This is a genomic window from Sphingomonas sp. PL-96 (genome assembly GCF_020707215.1).
Classification (GTDB): domain Bacteria; phylum Pseudomonadota; class Alphaproteobacteria; order Sphingomonadales; family Sphingomonadaceae; genus Sphingomonas.
This window is the reverse complement of the sequence record NZ_JAJFET010000001.1, coordinates 1,055,856-1,075,463: the sequence shown is the minus strand read 5'-3', so window position 1 is coordinate 1,075,463 and position 19,608 is coordinate 1,055,856. Positions and strand designations below refer to the sequence as shown.

The 19,608-nt window shown below is 68.0% G+C and carries 17 protein-coding genes and 1 pseudogene; 12 read left to right on the top strand and 6 right to left on the bottom strand.

The genetic code is table 11. The annotated features are described in order from the left end of the window. The first annotated feature begins 151 nt into the window (after positions 1–151). The 4 genes from LK533_RS04925 (at position 152) to rsmA (ending at position 5,710) form a co-directional block, all read left to right on the top strand. Complete coding sequence (locus tag LK533_RS04925) at positions 152–2,392, top strand: LPS-assembly protein LptD (protein ID WP_420705815.1); 2,241 nt, start codon at positions 152–154, stop codon at positions 2,390–2,392. An 83-nt stretch (positions 2,393–2,475) separates the two neighbouring features. Then, on the top strand, positions 2,476–3,840 hold the full coding sequence (locus tag LK533_RS04920; RefSeq protein WP_229361633.1) for a peptidylprolyl isomerase: 1,365 nt from the start codon (positions 2,476–2,478) through the stop codon (positions 3,838–3,840). Beyond that, a complete protein-coding gene (gene pdxA / locus LK533_RS04915) occupies positions 3,840–4,874 on the top strand; it encodes a 4-hydroxythreonine-4-phosphate dehydrogenase PdxA (RefSeq protein WP_324255263.1) in 1,035 nt (344 codons plus the stop codon). The genes LK533_RS04920 and pdxA overlap by 1 nt, the downstream gene beginning before the upstream one ends. A 5-nt stretch (positions 4,875–4,879) precedes the next feature. Then, positions 4,880–5,710 carry a 16S rRNA (adenine(1518)-N(6)/adenine(1519)-N(6))-dimethyltransferase RsmA gene (gene rsmA / locus LK533_RS04910; protein ID WP_229361631.1) on the top strand — a complete coding sequence of 277 codons (831 nt, stop codon included), beginning with the start codon at positions 4,880–4,882 and terminating at the stop codon, positions 5,708–5,710. Between the two features lie 6 nt (positions 5,711–5,716). Here the strand turns inward: rsmA and LK533_RS04905 are convergent, their stop codons facing one another. The 4 genes from LK533_RS04905 to LK533_RS04890 form a co-directional block, all read right to left on the bottom strand. Then, a complete protein-coding gene (locus tag LK533_RS04905; RefSeq protein WP_229361630.1) occupies positions 5,717–6,232 on the bottom strand; it encodes a tetratricopeptide repeat protein in 516 nt (171 codons plus the stop codon). Between the two features lie 34 nt (positions 6,233–6,266). Continuing rightward, entirely contained in the window at positions 6,267–7,448 is a 1,182-nt protein-coding gene (locus tag LK533_RS04900) for an RsmB/NOP family class I SAM-dependent RNA methyltransferase (protein ID WP_229361629.1), read from the bottom strand. Positions 7,449–7,469: 21 nt separating this feature from the next. Beyond that, complete coding sequence (gene guaB, locus LK533_RS04895) at positions 7,470–8,927, bottom strand: IMP dehydrogenase (protein WP_229361628.1); 1,458 nt, start codon at positions 8,925–8,927, stop codon at positions 7,470–7,472. A gap of 65 nt (positions 8,928–8,992) precedes the next feature. After that, entirely contained in the window at positions 8,993–9,772 is a 780-nt protein-coding gene (locus LK533_RS04890) for an ATP-grasp domain-containing protein (RefSeq protein ID WP_229361627.1), read from the bottom strand. Positions 9,773–9,899: 127 nt separating this feature from the next. On the opposite strand from LK533_RS04890, the pseudogene LK533_RS04885 reads away from it, so the two are divergent. Beyond that, positions 9,900–11,716, top strand: a pseudogene (locus tag LK533_RS04885) (DUF885 domain-containing protein). Here the strand turns inward: LK533_RS04885 and LK533_RS04880 are convergent. After that, positions 11,694–12,809, bottom strand: a complete 1,116-nt coding sequence (locus LK533_RS04880; protein WP_229361626.1) for a mechanosensitive ion channel family protein — start codon at positions 12,807–12,809, stop codon at positions 11,694–11,696. The pseudogene LK533_RS04885 and the gene LK533_RS04880 overlap by 23 nt on opposite strands. Positions 12,810–12,958: 149 nt before the next feature. Here LK533_RS04880 and LK533_RS04875 point away from each other — a divergent pair, with 149 nt between their 5' ends. The 7 genes from LK533_RS04875 to LK533_RS04845 are packed head-to-tail and all read left to right on the top strand — an operon-like array spanning position 12,959 to position 18,077. Then, entirely contained in the window at positions 12,959–13,666 is a 708-nt protein-coding gene (locus tag LK533_RS04875) for a response regulator transcription factor (protein WP_229361625.1), read from the top strand. Beyond that, positions 13,635–15,206 carry a sensor histidine kinase gene (locus LK533_RS04870; RefSeq protein ID WP_229361624.1) on the top strand — a complete coding sequence of 524 codons (1,572 nt, stop codon included), beginning with the start codon at positions 13,635–13,637 and terminating at the stop codon, positions 15,204–15,206. The genes LK533_RS04875 and LK533_RS04870 overlap by 32 nt, the downstream gene beginning before the upstream one ends. Further along, complete coding sequence (locus tag LK533_RS04865; RefSeq protein WP_229361623.1) at positions 15,203–15,634, top strand: HPr kinase/phosphorylase; 432 nt, start codon at positions 15,203–15,205, stop codon at positions 15,632–15,634. Before LK533_RS04870 ends, LK533_RS04865 begins: the two co-directional genes overlap by 4 nt. Next, positions 15,631–16,554 carry an RNase adapter RapZ gene (rapZ, locus tag LK533_RS04860; protein WP_229361622.1) on the top strand — a complete coding sequence of 308 codons (924 nt, stop codon included), beginning with the start codon at positions 15,631–15,633 and terminating at the stop codon, positions 16,552–16,554. Before LK533_RS04865 ends, rapZ begins: the two co-directional genes overlap by 4 nt. Positions 16,555–16,576: 22 nt before the next feature. Further along, positions 16,577–16,984, top strand: coding sequence for a PTS sugar transporter subunit IIA (locus LK533_RS04855; protein ID WP_229361621.1), 408 nt, complete (start codon positions 16,577–16,579; stop codon positions 16,982–16,984). Next, positions 16,981–17,253 (top strand): HPr family phosphocarrier protein, encoded by a 273-nt coding sequence (locus LK533_RS04850; RefSeq protein WP_229361620.1) that lies wholly within the window; start codon positions 16,981–16,983, stop codon positions 17,251–17,253. The genes LK533_RS04855 and LK533_RS04850 overlap by 4 nt, the downstream gene beginning before the upstream one ends. Before the next feature lie 17 nt (positions 17,254–17,270). Beyond that, positions 17,271–18,077, top strand: a complete 807-nt coding sequence (locus LK533_RS04845; protein ID WP_229361619.1) for a TrmH family RNA methyltransferase — start codon at positions 17,271–17,273, stop codon at positions 18,075–18,077. Between the two features lie 34 nt (positions 18,078–18,111). Here the strand turns inward: LK533_RS04845 and rmuC are convergent, their stop codons facing one another. After that, on the bottom strand, positions 18,112–19,506 hold the full coding sequence (rmuC, locus tag LK533_RS04840) for a DNA recombination protein RmuC (protein ID WP_229361618.1): 1,395 nt from the start codon (positions 19,504–19,506) through the stop codon (positions 18,112–18,114). Between the last annotated feature and the right edge of the window lie 102 nt (positions 19,507–19,608).

The window sequence follows — 19,608 nt, the reverse complement described above, 5'->3', positions numbered from 1 at the left end:
GGCGCCGTGGGGCGAGTCCCCATCCTTAGGCCAGGCGCGGCGCACACGCAAAGCGACCGGAGAGCGATTGCGGTTCCGGAAAGCGGATGCGATAGGGCGCGCTTACGGATACCCCCGCGCGCTGCGGCCGCCACATGGAGAGTCATTCTAGGTGAAGCGTAGCGTCCTCCTCCTGTCGGGTGCGGTGCAGTTCTGGCTGGCGTGCGGTGGCGCCGCCATGGCGCAGGACCTTCAGGACCGTTCCATCACCCCGCCTCCGCCCCAGGCAGCCTCCACTCCGGCAGCCGAGAACGAGATCCGCTTCACGGCCGATCGGCTCGACTATGACAGCGAGGGCGACGTCGTCACCGCAACCGGGGACGTGCGCATGTTCCGCGAGGGCGACCGACTGCGCGCGGACCGGGTCACCTGGAACCGCAAATCGGGCCAGGTGGTGGCGGAAGGCGATATCGCTGTCACCAACCCGCAGGGCGACACAGCCTATGGCGACCGGATCGAGCTGACCGACTCGCTCAAGGACGGCATGATCCAGAACATGCTGGTCGTGCTGGACGAGGGCGGTCGCCTGGCCGCCCAGCAGGGAAGCCGGGATGCGAATGGCGTCATCCGGGTCCAGCAGGCCGCCTATACGCCCTGCAGCGTCACGACGTCCGAGGGATGTCCCAAGCAGCCGTCGTGGCAGATCACCGCCGTCCGCGTGACCTATGACCCGGCGGACCAGCGGATCCGCTATTCCGGGGCCCAGCTGAAGCTCTTCAGCCTGCCGGGCATTCCCCTGCCCTCGTTCAGCCACTCGGTTGGCGGCGGCAGCGCCGGCGGCGTGCTGACGCCATCCTTCCGGATCGACCGGGTGAACGGCGTCGAGGTGGTGGTCCCCTATTACTTCGCGCTGGCGCCCAATCGCGACCTGACCCTCACGCCGCACGTCTTCACCTCCGTGCTGCCGATGCTGGAGGCCGAATATCGCCAGCTGACCGACACGGGCGCGCTGCGGGTGCTCGGCTACGGCACCTATGGCCGGAGTACGGACACGGTGCTCAACACCAGCGAAGCGGCGGACAGCGAGCGCGGCTTCCGCGGTTACATCGACGCGGTGGGACGTTTCCAGCTTGACCCGAACTGGAGCGTGAGCGGATCACTGCGGCTCCAGACCGACGACACCTTCCTGCGCCGCTACGACATCTCGCGCGAGGATCGCCTGCGCAACAACATCAAGGTCGAGCGGATCGACGAAAACAGCTATCTGTCCATCGACGGTTGGGCGGTGCAGACGATGCGCACCGGCGACAGCCAGAAAATGCAGCCGATCGCCCTTCCCGCAATCGACTATCGCCGGCGGTTCCAGGACATTGCCGGCGGCGTGCTGCAATTGCAGGCGAACTCGCTGGCGCTGTTCCGGTCCGAGGGTCAGGACACGCAGCGCGCGTTCGCGTCGGCCCAGTGGGACCTGCGGCGCGTCACCGACTGGGGGCAGCAGGTGACGCTCACCGCCTATGCACGCGGCGACATCTACAACACCAACGACACGCTGGAGACGGCGATCGCCAGCTATCGCGGCGACGAGGGGATCAGCACGCGCGCCATCGGCGCGGTCGCGCTGGACGTGCAGTGGCCCTTCATCGGCGAGGCGTTCGGCGGCACCCAGCGGATCACGCCGCGGGTTCAGGCGGTGGTGTCGCCGCACATCGCCAACCTGTCGCTGCCCAACGAAGATGCCCGGGCCGTCGACCTGGAGGATTCGAACCTCTTCGCGCTGAACCGATTTGCCGGCTACGACCGCTTCGAGGATTCGACTCGCTTCACCTATGGCATCGACTATGCGCTGAGTGTGCCGGGGATCGAGGTGAACGCCACGGTCGGCCAGAGCTATCGCCTCTCCAATCGCGAGACGATCCTGCCGGACGGCACCGGCCTGGACGACCGGCTTTCCGACATCGTCGGGCGAACGGAGGTCCGCTTCCGCGACTTCGTGCAGCTCACCCATCGGTATCGGCTCGACAAGGACGGGCTTTCGGTTCGCCGCAACGAGCTCGATGCCACCATCGGCTCGCGCAAGACCTATCTGCTGCTGGGCTATCTTCGCCTGAACCGGGACATCGACGAGGTCGAGGATCTGCAGGACCGCGAGGAGGCGCGCGTCGGCGGCCGCGTGCAGTTCGCGCGTTTCTGGTCGCTGTTCGGCTCGGCCACGATCGACCTTACGGACCGCGGCGAGGACATTTTGTCCGCTGCCGACGGCTTTGATCCCATTCGTCACCGCATCGGCGTCACCTATGAGGATGATTGCCTTCGCCTGGGAGCGACCTGGAAGCGGGATTATCAGGACAATGGCGACGCCCGCAGCGGCAGCAGCTATCTGCTCACTCTGGCATTCAAGAACCTGGGCCGCTAAGCCGCGGTTCAGGGGCATAGGGGCAAGGCAGACGCTGAGACGTGTCTGCAACGCGACCCGTGGTTGATGAGGTTGAACACTTGGTGATCAAGAATTTCGTGAACGGGCGCCGGATCCGGAACGCCGCCACGCTGCTGCTGCTCGCTGGCGCCGCGACTGCCTCGACCCTGTCGGCGCAGACCGTTCCGGACGAGCAGGCGAGCCCGGCGGCCAACCTCAACCTGCCCGAGAACCCGACCATCTTCGGCAAGCAGGACCCCAACGTCCGCAAGGCGACGGCGATCGTGAACAACGCCGTGCTGACCGGTACCGACGTCGATCAGCGCATCGCGCTGGTGGTGGCGCTCAACAACATCAAGCTCAGCCCCCAGGACCGCGACCAGCTGCGCCTGCAGATCGTCCGGCAGCTGATCGACGAGACGCTGCAGATCCAGGAGGCGAAGGCCAAGGACATCGTCGTCACCCCGACGGAGATCGACCAGGGCTTTGCCCGTGTGTCGCGCAACTTCAAGCGCACGCCCGACCAGATGCGCGCCTATCTGCGCGAAGTCGGCTCGTCCGAAAAATCGATGAAGCGCCAGATCGAGGGTGAACTCGCCTGGAGCCGGTTGCTCCGCAGCAGCGTCGAGCCGTTCATCAACGTGGGCGACGAAGAGGTGAAGGCGATCCTCGACCGGCTTGAGGCGGCCAAAGGCACCGACGAATATCATCTGAAAGAAATCTATCTTTCCGCCACTCCGGACCGCGCCGGCGAAGTGGTCGAGGCGAGCAAGAAGATCATCGAGCAGATCCGCAAGGGCGCGCCGTTCGAGTATTTTGCCGGAAACTTCTCCGAGGCGTCGACGCGCGCGGTGCAGGGCGACCTCGGCTGGATCCGCCTGGCAACGCTGCCCGCGCCGATCGCCCAGGCCGCCGAAACCATGCAGGTCGGCCAGATCGCCGGCCCGATCGAGACCCCCGGCGGCTATTCGATCCTCTACCTTGCCGACAAGCGCCAGGTGCTGATGGCCGACCCGCGCGATGCTCGCCTCAGCCTGCGCCAGCTCACGAAGAACTTCCCGGCCGGCACCAGCCAGGCGCAGGCGACCAAGCTTGCGGCGCAGTTCGCGGAAGCCACCAGCAAGATCCGCGGTTGCGGTGAAGTGAGCAAGGTCGCCAGCGACCTGGGCGTCGAGGTCGTCGACAACGACTCGGTGCGCGTTCGCGACCTGCCCCCGGCGCTTCAGGAACTGATGGTGAAGCTGCAGGTCGGCGAAGCGACGCAGCCGTTCGGCAGCCCGACCGAGGGCGTGCGCGTGCTGGTCCTGTGCGGCCGCGACGACGCCCGCGCCGGCAGCCTGCCGTCCGCCGAGGCCGTGCAGCAGCAGGTGGAGCAGGAGCGCGTGAACCTGCGTGCCCAGCGCATGCTGCGCGACCTGCGTCGCGACGCCATCGTGGAGTATCGCTGATCGCCAGCGTATCGCCTCCTGGCCAGCGGGCGCTCGACGTTCCCCCGCTGGCTGTATCGATGGGCGACCCGGCAGGGATCGGGCCGGAGATCATTGCCAAGGCCTGGGCGGCACGCGCACCGCACATGCTCAGCCCGTTCTTTGCGGTCGGCGACCCGGACGCGGTTCGCCAGGTCTGGGAGGGCACGGTCGTGGCCATCAGCGACCCTTCCGAAGCGATATCGGCGTTCGAGCAGGGACTGCCGGTGATTTCGGCCGCCGATGCGGGTGAGGTCGTTCCGGGTGCGCCGGACATCCGGGGGGCACATTGCGCGCTTCAGTCGCTGGAGCTTGCCGCCGGCCTTGCACGCTCGGGCAGCGCAGGCGCGGTGGTCACCGGCCCGGTGTCCAAGAAACAGCTCTACGACATCGGCTTCACCTACCCGGGCCAGACCGAGTTCGTTGCCGAACGCTGCGGCGTGGCTCGCGAGAATGCGGTGATGATGCTCGCCGGTCCCACGCTGCGCGTGGTGCCGGTCACGACGCATATTCCGCTGCGCAGCGTTGCCTCCACGATCAGCATCGAACTGATCGTCGCCAAGGCGCGGGCCACTGCCCGGGGCCTTCAACGCAACTTCGGCATCGCCGCGCCCCGGCTTGCCTTTGCAGGGTTCAACCCGCACGCCGGGGAAGGCGGCGCGATCGGCAGCGAGGAAATCGACTGCCTGGTCCCCGCCATCGAGCAGTTGAAGGCCGAGGGCATCGACGCGGTCGGGCCGTTCGCGGCGGACACCATGTTCCACCCCAGGGCGCGTGCGCTCTATGACGTGGCGCTGTGCCTCTACCATGACCAGGCGCTGATCCCGATCAAGACCCTGCACTTCGACGAAGGGGTCAACATGACGCTTGGCCTGCCGATCGTCCGCACCTCGCCCGACCACGGCACCGCCTTTGGCATTGCCGGTCGCAACGAAGCCGAGCCGGGTGCGATGATCGCGGCGATCCGCATGGCGGCCACGGCGGCGGCCACGCGCCGCACCAGCACCGTTCAGTAACCCCCATGGACGTAACCCTGCCTCCGCTGCGGGAGGTCATCCAGCGCCACGGGCTGAGCGCGAGCAAGGCGCTTGGCCAGAACTTCCTGTTCGACGGCCAGCTTCTTGCCCGCATCGCGCGCGTGCCATGCGGTCTGGCCGACCAGGAAGTCCTGGAGGTCGGTCCTGGCCCGGGCGGCCTCACCCGGGCGTTGCTTGCCGCGGGGGCGCGGGTGACGGCGATCGAGCGCGATCATCGGTGCATTCCGGCGCTTGAGGAACTTGCCGCCGCCTATCCGGGCAAGCTCCGCCTGATCGAGGGCGATGCGCTGGAGATCGATGCGCCTGCGCTGTTCGACGGCAAGCCGCACATCGTGTCCAACCTGCCCTACAACGTCGGGACGGCCCTGCTGATCGGCTGGCTGTCCAGCGACTGGGCGCCGTGGTGGCAAAGCCTGACGCTGATGTTCCAGAAGGAAGTCGCCGAGCGCATCGTGTCGAGTGCGGGGGATGACGCCTATGGCCGTTTGGCCGTCCTTGCGCAGTGGCGCTCGACGGCGCGCATCGCAATGCCGGTGCATCGCTCCGCCTTCACGCCGCCGCCCAAGGTGATGTCGGCGGTGGTGCACATCCTGCCAAGCGTGATGCCCGATGGCGTGCGCATGCAGACCCTCGAGCGGCTGACTGCCGCCGCGTTTGGCCAGCGGCGCAAGATGCTGCGGCAGAGCCTGAAGCCGGTGGCTGGTGCGCTTGCCGCTGCGGAGCGCATCGGCATCGACACGACCCGCCGGGCAGAAACGGTCAGCGTCGAGGAGTTCGTCGAACTGGCGCGCGCCCTGGACGCGGCACGCGCCTGATCGCGCTTACGGCTTTGCGGGCGTAGCGGCCGGCGCCGGTGTGACCGACTGCTGCGCAGTCGCGGTGGCCGGCGGCCCCTTGGCGATCGCTGCTGCCAGCGCGGTCGCATCGGTGCACTGGCTGCCGCACAGCTTGCGAATCTTGGCGAGGTTTTCCTGCGCCTTGGTGACGGCGCCCTTGGCGACCAGCGCCTCTCCCTGCCCGCGCAGTGCCTGCAGGTCGGCCGGCTCGAGCGTCAGCGCTTCGCGATAGAGGCGGATCGACTGACCCGGCAGGCCCCGCGCGCGGGCGATCTCCGCAAGCACGATGAAGCCCTGCCGGTTGCGCGGATCAACGGTCAGCGCGGTCTCAACCAGGCCGGCGGCGCGGTCCAGCTGCCCGGCGGCGCGTGCCGCCTCACCCTGCTGGAGCAGCGCCATCGAGCGCGGGTTGATCTGGTCGTCCGGACGCTGCCCGCTGAGCGACGTGGAGATGCTGACGAGCGCCAGCGCGGCTGCCGCCGTCAGAGAGGTGAGGCGCATGATCTTCTCCATTGGCGTCACAAGCGCACGGCTATCATGGCCGGGCGAGCCTCGCGACAAAAAAGCCGTCCGTTCCGTCGTGTCCCGGCGTCAGCCGCACGCCGTCGCCGTGCGACCGCCCTGCCTGTGCGTCGATCGGAAGCGCCGACCATCCGGCGTGGCGGCCAAGGAAGGCGGCGACCTGATCCCGCCCTTCCACGTCCAGCAGCGAACAAACGACATAGGTGAGGGTCCCGCCCGGTCGCACCAGCCCTGCGGCGACGTCGAGCAATCGCCCCTGTACCTCGGCAAAGCGCGCCAGCCGCTCCGGGGTGAGCCGCCAACGGGCCTCAGGATTGCGCCGCCAGGTTCCGGTTGCCGAACAGGGCGCGTCGACCAGCACCAGGTCGGCCTGCCCCTCAAAGTCGGCCAGACCCTCGACTTCGCGCCTGGGGTCGAGCAGCCGGGTCTCGGCGATCGTCACGCCGGCACGCGCGGCGCGCTCCGGCAGCCGCGACAACCGCCCGCGATCGGTGTCGCTGGCGACGATGCGGCCGCGGTTGTCCATGGCAGCCGCCAGCGACAGCGTCTTGCCGCCGCCACCGGCGCACAGGTCGACGACACCCATGCCTGGCTCGGCGCCTGCGATGCTGCCGACCAGCTGGCTGCCGGCGTCCTGGACCTCGATGCGCCCCTCGCGCCAGGCGGCCAGCGGCTCGACCGGCGCGTCGGTGCCGAGCCGCAGCGCGTCCGGCGCGAACGCCAGCTGCTCGCCGCCGATCTCGGCCTGTACCTGCGCGACCTCTGCCTTCAGCCGGTTCACCCGCACGTCGACGGGCGCACGCTCCAGCAGCGCGGTGACTTCGTGCGTGTCGAGGCCAGATGCCGCAAGCGCCTCCACCAACCACGCCGGCGCCAGGCCCGGTTCGGCCGCAACCTCGTCCGGCTCGATCACGGCCGGACCATAGCCGGAGCCGTCGAACGCGGCAGCAAGCTCGGGCTGCACCCGCGCGAGCGCGACCAAGGCCGCGCGGCCATTCGCCGGCCGCTCGCCAAAGCTGCGGATCGCCTCATAGACCAGCGCGCGGATCGCCCGCCGGTCCTTGGACCCGGCGTAGCGTCGCGCAGCAAAGAAGCGCTGGGCGACCGTGTCCGCCGCAGCGCCGCCGCTCCGCGCGGCCTCGATCACTGCGTCGAGCAGGTCGATCGCGGCCTGAGCGCGTGCCGCCGGTGTCATGCCCTTGTCTCCGCTGCTGGATCAGCGGGTCGGATAATTGGGTGCTTCACGCGTGATCGTTACGTCGTGAACATGGCTTTCCTTCAGGCCCGCGCCGGTGATCCGCACGAAGCGCGCACGCTCCTGAAGCTCCGGAATGGTGCGCGAGCCGGTATAGCCCATCGCCGCCTTCACGCCGCCGACCAGCTGGTGGATGACGTCGCGGGCCGGGCCCTTGTACGGCACCTGACCCTCGATGCCTTCCGGCACCAACTTCAGCTGATCCTTGATGTCCTGCTGGAAATAGCGGTCGGCCGAGCCCTTCGCCATCGCGCCAACCGAGCCCATCCCGCGGTACGACTTGTAGGCGCGGCCCTGGTACAGGAAGGTCTCGCCCGGCGCTTCCTCGGTCCCTGCGAGCAGCGAACCGATCATCACCGCCGACGCACCGGCAGCCAGCGCTTTGGCGACATCGCCCGAGGTGCGGATGCCGCCGTCGGCGATCACCGGCACGCCCGACTTGCGTGCTTCCCTGGCCGACTCCATCACCGCGGTTAGCTGGGGCACGCCGATGCCGGCCACCACGCGCGTGGTGCAGATCGAGCCCGGACCGATGCCGACCTTGATGCCGTCAGCGCCCGCGTCGATCAGCGCGCGGGTTGCCTCGGCAGTCGCGACGTTGCCGGCGATCACCTGGACCGAGTTGGAAAGCTTCTTCACCCGCTCGACAGCGCGCGCGACCTCGCGGTTGTGGCCGTGGGCGGTGTCGATCACGATCAGGTCGCACTCGGCATCGACCAGCGCGGCGGTGCGCTCATACCCCTTGTCGCCGACCGTCGTCGCGGCGGCGACGCACAGGCGCCCGGCCGCGTCCTTGGTTGCCGACGGATAGGTCACCGCCTTTTCGATGTCCTTGACGGTGATGAGGCCGACGCAGCGATAGGCCTCATCCACCACCAGCAGCTTCTCGATGCGGCGCTGGTGCAGCAGGCGGCGCGCATCCTCCTGGCTGACACCGGCAGGAACCGTCGCAAGATTGTCGCGCGTCATCAGCTCCGCAACGGGCTGCGCAGGGTTCTCGGCGAAGCGCACGTCGCGGTGGGTGAGGATGCCCACCAGCTTGCCGGACGGATCGGTGACCGGGATGCCGCTGATGCGATGGCGCTGCATCAGCGCCTGCGCTTCGGCAAGCGGAGCGTCCGCCAGGATCGTGATCGGGTTCACCACCATGCCCGACTCGAACCGCTTGACCGCCCGGACGGCGGCGACCTGCTGCTCGATGTCGAGGTTGCGGTGAAGCACGCCGATGCCGCCCAGCTGCGCCATGACGATCGCCATGTCAGCCTCGGTCACCGTGTCCATCGCCGAGGAGAGCACCGGGATGTTGAGCGCAAGGCCGCGGGTCACCTGGGTTCGCGTGTCCGCCTGGCTGGGCAGAACGTCGGATTCTGCCGGGTACAGGAGAACGTCGTCGAAAGTGAGACCGAGAGGGATGTCCATGGGAGCGCCAGATCCTGCGGGAGTCGGAAGTTGGCGGCCCATGTAACCAAGGCGGCCCCGACGCGCTAGGGGGCGATTGGTCCCAGCGCGTCCACATGCGCCTGGAGATAGGCGCTCACCTCCCCCACCAGCGAACCCCCGAACCGCGGATTGATCTCCAGGATCTGCGGCTGGCCGTCCTCCAGCTTGTAGTTGAAGCAGCAGGTGCCTTCGTAGCCCATCGCGCCCAGGATCGCAGTGCACAGCGGCAGCGCGTCGCCTGCCTCCGCCGGCACGACCGTCCTGGCGCTCTCGGCTCCGCCCCGAACGGCCAGCGGCGTGCCCATGTCGTAGCGGTAGCAGAGCCGGAAACGGATCTGCCCGTCGATGCGGACCAAGTGAAGGACATATTCATCGGCGCCTGCAACCGCGTGCTGGTGGAACGAGGTCTCGTCGATCGGTCCTAATGCCGCGGCCGCGGCTGCGTCCCGAACCATCACGCAACCTGCGCCGAAGTTCCCCTGCCGCGACTTGCGGATATAGGGAAAGGATTGCGGCTCCGGTCCCAGCAACGCGGGCACATGCGCCCCGAAGCCCTGGGCGATCAGCCACTGGTTGCAGGCGAGCTTGTCGTCGCACAGCGCTACCAGCTCCGCTCTTGGCAGCACCGCCCGCCGGACACCGTTCGCATTGGCGGGCCGCACCTGATCAATCTGTGCGACACTGAGGGGCACGACCAGATCGAACGCTTCGAAATCCGCCATCGCGAGCTCTGCGAAGGTGGGATCGAAGCGACTGCGGTCGATGAACTGGGCGATCGCGGGCGCCTGGGTCGAATGCTCGCCGAAGAGGACGCGACGGATCATGGGCGGGCCTTCAGATGGCAGGCAGGATGGGCTGTTCTCATGCAGCGGTCATGCTAGCAAAGCGGCTCCTTTCCAAGCGGGCGCTTCGTTCGACCTCCCGCCTGCCTCCTCCTGACAAGGAAGCTGCATGACCGTCACTCGCCGCGAACTCCTGGCCGCAGGCGCCGCCACCGTCGCGATCCAGGCGCTTCCGGCCGCTGCCCGCGCCGCCTCCGGTGCGGATGCTGCGGCCGAAGCGATGCTGCAACAGATCGCCGAGTCGTTGCTGGTGGACATGCCGGAAACGGCATCTGGCCTCGGCATCGACACGGGCAAGCGCGCGGGGCTCAAGTCGAGGCTCGGAGACCGCTCGCCGGCTGGACAGGCGCTGGTGCGCCGCCACCTGGCCGAGCATGTCGCCCGTTTGAAGACGATCGATCCGGCGTCGCTTTCGCCCGCCACGCGCACCGACGTGGACGTGGTCCGCACTGCGTTTCAAACCGCGCTCGGGGGCTTCGCCCAGCCCTATGGCGACGTTGCGGTCGGCGGCTGGCGCAACACCCCTATGTGGTCGCCCAGAACGTCGGCGCCTATCTCGACACGCCACGCTTCCTCGACAGCGACCACAAGATCGAGAGCCGGGCGGATGCCGAGGCATTCGTCGAGCGGCTGGAGGCCTATCCCGGGCAGCTCGACGGCGAGGCCGAGCGGCTGCGGGCGGCAACGGCGCTGAACGTGATCCCGCCCGACTTCCTGCTCGACAAGACCCTCACCCAGATCGGCAAGAGCCATGCCGGTGCAGTGACCGACTGGGACCTCTACAAAAGCTATGCGAGCCGCACGGCCAAGGTCCCGGGCGCGGACCTCCAGGCGGTGGCGCGCCTGCTGGAGGACAAGGTCCGCCCGGCCCTGCTGCGGCAGGAAGCGGCGCTTAAGGACCAGCGGGCGAAGGCTACCGCCGACGCTGGCGTCTGGAAGCTGCCCGGCGGCGACGGCTATTACGCCTGGGCGCTGCGAGCCTCCACCACGACCAACATGACACCCGACGAAGTCCACGCAATGGGCCGCGACGAGCTCGCCCGGCTGCAGGCGGAGATGGACACGATCCTGAAGCCGCTGGGCTACACCAAGGGGACGGTCGGCGAGCGGATGACGGCATTGGGCAAGGACCCGCGCTTCCTGTTTCCCGACGACGACAAGGGCCGCGAGCAGATCGTGGCGCTGCTGACCGATCGTCTCAACGACATGCGGACCCGCATGCCGCGCGCCTTTCACACGCTGGTGCCCGGCCGCGCGGAAGTGCGTCGCATCCCGCTGGTCGAGGAAGCCGGGGCCCCTGGCGCCTATGGCGGCCCCGGCTCGATCGATGGCAGCGTGCCCGGCAAGCTGTGGATCAACCTGCGCACCACCGAGATCTGGCCCCGCTATGCGCTGCCGACGCTTGCCTATCACGAGGCGATTCCCGGCCACGTCTGGCAGGGGGAATATACCTTCCGCCTGCCGCTGATCCGGTCGCTGCTCGGCTTCAACGCCTTTTCGGAAGGCTGGGCGCTGTATGGCGAGCAGCTGGGCGACGAACTGGGCGTCTACGAAGGCGATCCGGTGGGACGGCTCGGCTACCTCCAGTCGATCGCGTTCCGCGCGTGCCGCCTGGTGGTGGACAGCGGCCTCCATGCCAAGCGCTGGACCCGCGAGCAGGCGGTGCAATGGTTCGCCACCACCAACGGCTCCAGCGTCGAGGAAGTCAGCGGCGAGGTCGACCGCTACTGCTCCTGGCCGGGCCAGGCCTGCGGCTACAAGGTCGGTCATTCGGAGATCAACCGGCTGCGGACCAAGGCTCGGCAAGCGCTGGGCGGTCGCTACGATTTCCGCGGGTTCAACGACGCGGTCATCACCGGCGGCGGCGTGCCGATGACGGTGCTGGAACGCAACATCGACGCCTTCATCCAGCGGTCGCGGGCCTAGTCGCCTTGTCGGGGTTGCCCGCGGCGTCGTGCCACTCCAGCCGACGCCGCGGCAGCGCCTCCGGCATGGCATCGCGAATATAGGCCAGCAATGCCTCGCGAATGTCGCAGCGCAGGTCAAAGGTCAGGCCGGCGTCGGCGGCAGTTGCCAGCACGCGCACCTCGATCGCGTCCGGCTTCGTATCGGTCACCTGCAGCGTTAGCGCGCGCCCGTCCCATTTGGGATTGGCGCGCACGACCTCCTCAAACCGGTTGCGCAGCCGCGGGATGTCCGCGGTCGGATCGAGCCAGAAGAATGCGGAGCCTAGCAGCTGGCTGGAGTGGCGCGTCCAGTTCTGGAAACTATCCTCCAGGAACTTCGACACCGGCACCACCAGGCGCCGCTCGTCCCAGATCGCCACCACCACATAGGTGAGGCGGATTTCCTCGATGCGACCCCATTCCCCCTCGATGATGACGACATCGTCGATGCGGATCGGCTCGGTAAACGCCATCTGGACGCCGGCGATGATGTTCTTGAGCGCCGGCTGTGCTGCTGCGCCAACGGCAAGGCCTGCAAGACCCGCAGAAGCCATGAGGGTCACACCGACCGACCGGACGCTGGGGATGCTCAGCAGCATCAGGCAGATCGTAACAAAGCCTACGCCCAGGATCGCGATGCGGCCAAGGATGGCGCTGCGGGTGCGGCGGCGGCGTGCGCGCAGATTGTCTGCCACGCTGATGTCGGCGGCGATCTCCACGGCCTGCCCGCCCGCCCGGATCATGGCGATGGCGAACCAGCCCAGGAGCGCCGGGATGATGAATCCTGCGAGCTGGTTCCACAGGACGTCGGCGCGCTCGGACAGATCGAGCGCGCGGCGGACGAAGGCCAGCGCCAGTGCGACCATGATCCACCGGCTCGGGCGGCGACCTTGCTCGACGAAGACGTCGTCCGCGCTGCCGGGCGTGCGCGCGGCGAACCGGCGCATCACGCGGTGGGCGATGGCGTGGAGGATCAGCGCAGCTGCCACAGCCGCCAGCACGACGGCCGTGTCGACAAGCGGCTCCGGCAGGTCGCGCCAGGTGCGGACGATCGTTCGGCTGAGATCTTCCATTCGGACCACAACGGCAATTCGCCGATGTCGTTCCGAACCTGGAACGAGGCACCGGGCGTCGCAGACTTCGACGGCCGCATGGTTGCAGTTGAGCAGCCTGCGCCTTTGCGATACCGCCTGAGGATGGCAGCGGAACCAAGGGACTGGCGATGACGGCGACCATCGCGCTCGTCGACGACGACCGCAACATCCTCACCTCGGTATCGATCGCGTTGCAGGCGGACGGCTTCGCGACGCGTGTCTATTCGGATGGCGAGGCTGCGCTGAAGGCGTTGATCGAGAACGCCCCGGACCTGGCCGTGCTCGACATCAAGATGCCACGGATGGACGGCCTCGAACTGCTGCGCCGGCTTCGCGAGAAGAGCCAGGTGCCGGTGATCTTCCTCACGTCGAAGGACGATGAGCTGGACGAGGCGCTGGGCCTGGCGATGGGCGCCGACGACTATATCGCCAAACCCTTTTCCCAGCGGCTGCTGATTGCGCGCATCCGCGCCATCCTGCGCCGGGCCGAGGCGCCCGCCGCCGCACAGGAGCAAGGCGAGGATGCGCCACAGCCGGTGTTGACGCGCGGGCGGCTGGCAATGGACCCGGCCCGTCACCGCGTCACCTGGGACGGCGGCGTGGTAACGCTGACGGTGACCGAGTTCCTGATCCTGGAGACGCTGGCGCAGCGGCCCGGGATCGTGAAGACGCGCAACCAGCTGATGGACGCGGCCTACCAGGACGACATCTACGTCGACGACCGGACGATCGACAGCCACATCAAGCGCATCCGGCGCAAGTTCCGGCAGGTCGACAACGCGTTCGACGCCATCGAGACGCTGTATGGCGCCGGCTATCGTTTCTCGGAGGAGTGACGAGGAGGCGCTGACCCCCCGCTGGTCGGGGAAGGTCTCGCTCACCCCGCGCATCCTGTTCGTCAACATCTTCGCCCTCGCGCTGGTCGCGGGCGGCTTCTTCTACCTGGACAGCTTCCGGGCCCGCATCCTGGACGAGCGGGTGAGCCAGACGGAGCGGGAGGTTGCGCTCACCGGTGAGGCGCTGCGGGCTGTCGTCCCGGCCGCGCGTCCCGCGCTGCTGCTCCGCATGGCGCGCGCCCAGGGTGCGCGTCTGCGTGTCTATGACGCGGCCGGCGTCGAACGGTTCGACAGCCGCGCGGCCGGCGTTCACAATTTCCGTCTGCGCGACCCCGACAAGGAGCCATGGCAGCAGGACGCGGCGCGCCTGCTCGACGCAATGATCGACACCGTCGCCGGCACGCGCCGCGCGCCACTGTACCGCGAGCGCGGCAATGCCGCCGGGCGGAGCTGGCCCGAGGTCCGCAGTGCTGCCGCCACCGGCCGGAGTGCAGCGACTGTGTGGCGGGCGCCGGATCGCTCACCCGTCATCACCGCGGCCGCGCCGTTGACCGCCGAGACCACGCTCCACTCGACGGTGGACGCGCGCGACATCCTGCAGAGCGTCCGGGCCGAACGACTGCGACTCAGCGTCGTGCTTGCGGTGGTGGCGCTCGTCTCGGTGCTTTTGTCGCTCTTCCTCGCGCGCACCATCGTGCAGCCGCTCCGCCGATTGGCACGCGCCGCGGTGCGGGTGCGGCTGGGGCGCGCGCGCGAGGTGGTGGTGCCCCGCCTGCCCTACCGCCGCGACGAAATCGGCATGCTGGCGCGGGCGCTGTCCGACATGAGCGGCGCGCTGCGCGCCCGTATCGACGCCACCGAGGCCTTTGCCGCCGATGTCACCCACGAACTCAAGAACCCGCTCGCCTCGTTGCGCTCGGCGATGGACAGCCTCGCCCATGTCCAGGATCCGGCGCTGCAGGAGCGGCTGATGGCGATCATGCGCGACGACGTGCATCGGCTCGATCGCCTCATCAGCGACATCTCCGATGCGTCCCGCCTCGACGCACAGCTCAGCCGGGCGAAGTTCGAGCCGATCGACGTAGCCGCATTGCTGGACGCGCTGGTGGGGCTGCGCGCCGAACGCAGCCCGGTTCGCGGCGTGCGCATCCGCTTCGACCGGCTGAACGACGGGCCCATGCTGGTGCTGGGCGAAGGCGCGCGGTTGGAGCGCGTATTCGAGAACCTGCTCGACAACGCCGTCTCCTTCTCTCCCGACGAGGGGCTGATCGGCGTTTCCGCTACGGTGGAAGACGAATGCGTGGTCGTGCGCGTCGAAGACGAAGGTCCGGGCGTGCCCGAGGAGGCCCGCGATGCCATCTTCCGCCGCTTCCACTCGGTGCGTCCTGCCGAGGAGGCGTTTGGCACCCATTCCGGGCTGGGGCTTGCCATCGCGCGTACCATTGTCGAAGGACATGGGGGAATGATCGCCGTCGAATCCCGTGAAGATCGCCTGAGTGGGGCGCGTTTCGTCGTGCGCCTGCCGCAGGTGGCGGCGTGACCGCGGAGTCCGAGACGCTTCACGCCTGCTGCGTCGCGATCGGGGGGCGGGGCGTGCTGATCGAGGGAAATTCCGGCGCCGGCAAATCGGACCTGACGCTGCGCCTCATCGACCGCGGTGCCGAACTGGTGAGCGACGACTATACCCTGCTCACAAGAGCGGACGCGGGCCTCGTCGGCTGCGCGCCCGACCGGATTGCCGGACGGATCGAAGTGCGCGGGATCGGCATTGTCAGCCTGCCCTTCCGCCATGAGGTCGCTGTTCAGATGATGGTGCGCATCGAACCCAATCCCGACCGACTGCCCGAACGGCCCGAGCAGCGCCGGATCGCCGGCGTGGATGTGCCCGTCGTCGCGCTCCCGGCGCTTGAGCCTTCCGCCCCGATCAAGGTGGAACTCGCGCTGCGCATGCTGGCTGAGGCTGTATGACCGACAGCAAGGACCCGCAGCGGATCCTGCTGGTCACCGGCCTGTCCGGTGCCGGCAAGTCGACCGTGCTCAAGACGCTCGAGGACTTGGGATGGGAGGTGGTCGAAAACCTCCCGCTCCTGCTCCTGGACCGGCTGTTGGCAACAGAGCAGCCCGTGACTCACCGGGAGGGCGGGCAGCCGTTGGCGCTAGGCATCGGCTCGCGCACCCGCGGCTTCGACGCCGAGAGCATCGTGCGCCGCATCAAGCTCCTGAACGAAGGCGGACAACGCGACGTCGGCACGCTGTTCCTCGACTGCGCCGGCACGGAGCTGGAGCGCCGCTACGCTGAGACGCGGCGACGCCACCCGCTCGCGCTCGACCGCCCGGCACGCGACGGCATCGCTCGCGAGCGCGAACTGCTCTCGCCCCTTCGCCGCTGGGCAAGCCAGCTGATCGACACGACCGATCTCTCGGCCTCCGATCTCGCGCAGCAGATCCGTTCTACCTATACCACGCCCGGGCATGGCGAGCCGACGCTGAGCGTTCTGTCCTTCGGCTTCGCTCGCGGGCTCCCCCGCAACGCGGACATCGTCCTCGACATGCGCTTCCTGCAAAATCCGCACTGGGTTCCCGAACTGCGTCCCGGAACGGGAAAGGATGCCGATGTCGCTGCCTATGTGGCGCAGGATCCTGCCTATCCGGCGGCGATGCAGGCGATCGAGACGCTGCTCGGCACCCTGCTCCCCCGCTATCGGGCCGAAGGAAAGGCCTATGTTACGGTCGCGTTCGGGTGTACCGGGGGGCGGCATCGTTCGGTCCACGTCGCAGAACGGATGGCGTCTTGGTTGCGCGACGCAGGTTTTTCGCCCACGGTGACCCACCGCGACCTGGGGACTTTGCCCCAGAACTCGCTGGAGGATGCACCGCAGGCTCCATGAATCGCTCGGGGGCTCGAGAGAAATGATCGGCTTGGTACTCGTGACGCACGGGCGGCTCGCACAAGAGTTCGTCGTCGCGATGGAGCATGTCGTCGGCCGGCAGGAACGGATCGCAACCGTCTGCATCGGCCCGGAAGACGACATGGAAGAACGCCGTGCGGACATCGCGCACGGTATCGAGGAAGTGAACGACGGCAACGGCGTGATCGTGCTGACCGACCTGTTCGGGGGCACGCCGTCCAACCTTGCCATTTCGCTGATGGAGACGGGCCGCATCGAGGTGATCGCGGGCATCAACCTGCCGATGCTGATCCGCCTGGGCGGCGCGCGCAAGACGATGAAGGTCGTCGAGGCGGTCGCCGCCGCGCGCGACGCGGGCCGCAAGTATATTTCCGTCGCGTCCGAGGTGCTGGGGGAAGCGGCCGCATGAGCGAAGTTCGTCGCGAAGTCCGCATTTGCAACCGGCGCGGCCTGCACGCGCGCGCCAGCGCCAAATTCGTGACGCTCGCCTCCACGCAGCCGATCTCGCTTACGGTCGAAAAGGACGGCACCGAGGTTACCGCCACCTCCATCATGGGGCTGATGATGCTGGGCGCCGCGATGGGCGACACCATTGTCATCAGCGCCAAGGGGCCTGAGGCAGATCGCATCGTTGGCGAGATGGTGGCCCTTGTCGAGGATCGTTTCGGCGAGGATTGATCCTCGTTTCGACTGCCATGCCCAGAGAAATCACCGCCTTTTCGAACCCGCTGGTGAAGCGGGTCCGCACGCTTCGCGACAAGAAGCACCGCCGCGACGAAGGAATGTTCCTGGCCGAGGGCCTGCGCATCCTGACCGAAGCGCGCGAGGCGGGCCATCTGCCGCACTACCTGTTCTACACGCGCGCCAGCGCTGACCACGCCCTTGTTCGGCCCCTGGTTGCGGCGTGCGAGGCTGCAGGCGGCGAGGCGATCGAAACCAATGCCGACATCCTGTCGAAGCTGTCAGGCAAGGACAATCCCGGCGCGGTGCTGGGCGTTTACGACGAACTGCCGACGGAGCTCGACCGGATCGACCGGAACACCGCGCCGCTATGGCTGGTGGCCGAACGCCTGCGCGACCCCGGCAATCTCGGCACCATCCTGCGCACGGCGGACGCGACCGGTGCGGGCGGCGTGATCCTGCTCGACGACTGCGTCGATCCGTTTTCGGTCGAGGCAGTGCGCGCCAGCATGGGGGCAATCTTCACCGTGCCCTTTGCTCGGGCGCGTTGGGAAGAATTCCAGCCGTGGTTGCGTTCAGGACCCGGCCAGTTGATCGGGCTGAGCCTCGACACCCAGCATGATTACCGCGCCCCGGCCTATGCGGCGCCGGCGTTCCTGCTGACCGGCAATGAAGCGCAGGGCATGCCCGCGCACATGGCCGCGGAATGCGACCTGCTGGTCAAGATCCCGATGCGCGGCAAGGCCGACAGCCTGAACGCGGCGGTGGCCACCGCGGTGATGGCCTATACGGTGCTCGACCGGCTGGAGAATGCGGGCTGAGGCCGCATGGCCACAGCCGCTCGCCTGAAACTCGTCATTCCGCCGCTTCCGGCTCCCGCGCCTCCAGCACCGCCGCCAGCTTGGTCAGCGGACGCGTAGCCTGTTCGACCACCGGCAGCGGGTCCAGCGTCTTGCCCGCGGTGTCGATGTTGAGCGCCTCGAACCGCTTTGCCGAGGTCAGAACCTGCGACTCCAGGCTGCCGACGAAGGCGTTATACGCGCTGGTCGCCGTTTCCAGGTTCTTGCCGAGTTTCGCGACGTGGCCGCCCATGGTGCACAGCCGCGCGTGGAGCTCCTTGCCGAGCTCCGCAATCTGGCGTGCCTCGCCAGCCAGCTTCTCCTGCCGCCAGACCGCAGCCACCGTGCGCGCGATCGCGATCAGGTTTGTAGGCGTCGCGATCAGCACGCGGCGATCGAAGGCGAAGTCCCACAGGTCCGGCGCATGCTCCAGCGCCGCCGACAGGAAATGCTCACCGGGCACGAACATGATGACATAGTCGGGCGTGTCGTCGAACTGCGCCTGATAGGCCTTGGCACCCAGCTGGGTGATGTGGGTCTTCATCGACCCGACATGCGCCTGCATATGCGTTGCGCGTTCCCGCTCATCGAGCGCGCCATGCGCGTCCTGATAGGCGTTCAACGATACCTTGGCGTCGATCACCAGGCTCTTGCCGCCCGGTACCTTGACGATCGCGTCGGGACGCAGCCGCCCGCCCTCGCTCTCGACGCTCACTTCCATGGCAAAGTCGGTGTGCTCGGCGAGCCCACAGGTCTCGAGCACGTTGCGCAGCTGCTGCTCGCCCCAGCGCCCCCGTGCCTTGGGCGCCGAGCGCAGCGCGTTGACGAGCTTCGCCGCCTCGCTCTTCACCGACTCCTGGCCGAGGCGCATCGCCTCCATCAGGCCGGCGAGGTTGCCATAGGCCTCCTTGCGCTCGCCCTCGACCTTGCTGACGTTCTGCTCATAGCGCTGCAGCGTCTGCTCGACGGGCGCGAGCAGCGCCTTCAGCTTCATCTCGTTGGTTTCGCCCGCCTGTTGGAAACGCTCGTTCGCGCGTTCCAGGAAGCTGCGTTGTGCGCCGTCGAGCATCACCTGCGCCGTCTCCCTGAACTGCGCGGTCATCGCGTCGCGCGCATCCTTGAACTCGTTCAGCCGTTCCTCGAACGCCGCCGCAGTCGCCTTGAGGCTGGCATGCTCCAGTCGCTCGACCTGCAGTTCGCGGCGGAGCCCCTCTACCTCCTCGCGCAGCGGCCCGACGTCCTTGGCGCGTTCGGTCGCCAGCGCCAGGTCGGCGATCGCCGCCTTGAAGTCCCCCTCCCGACGATCCCGCTCGCCGCGCGCTTCGGCGACACCGCGCTGGCTGAGATACCAGCCGAGCGCGAGCCCGGCGATCAATGCCAACACGATCACCAGCAGAACCACAGCGTCCATTCCTCAAGTCCCTCAACGCGAACGAACCCGGAACTTACCCGTGCATGAAGGAGGTCACAAGCAGAACATCCCGCACGGACTTTCCGCGCCCGGCTCGCTCGC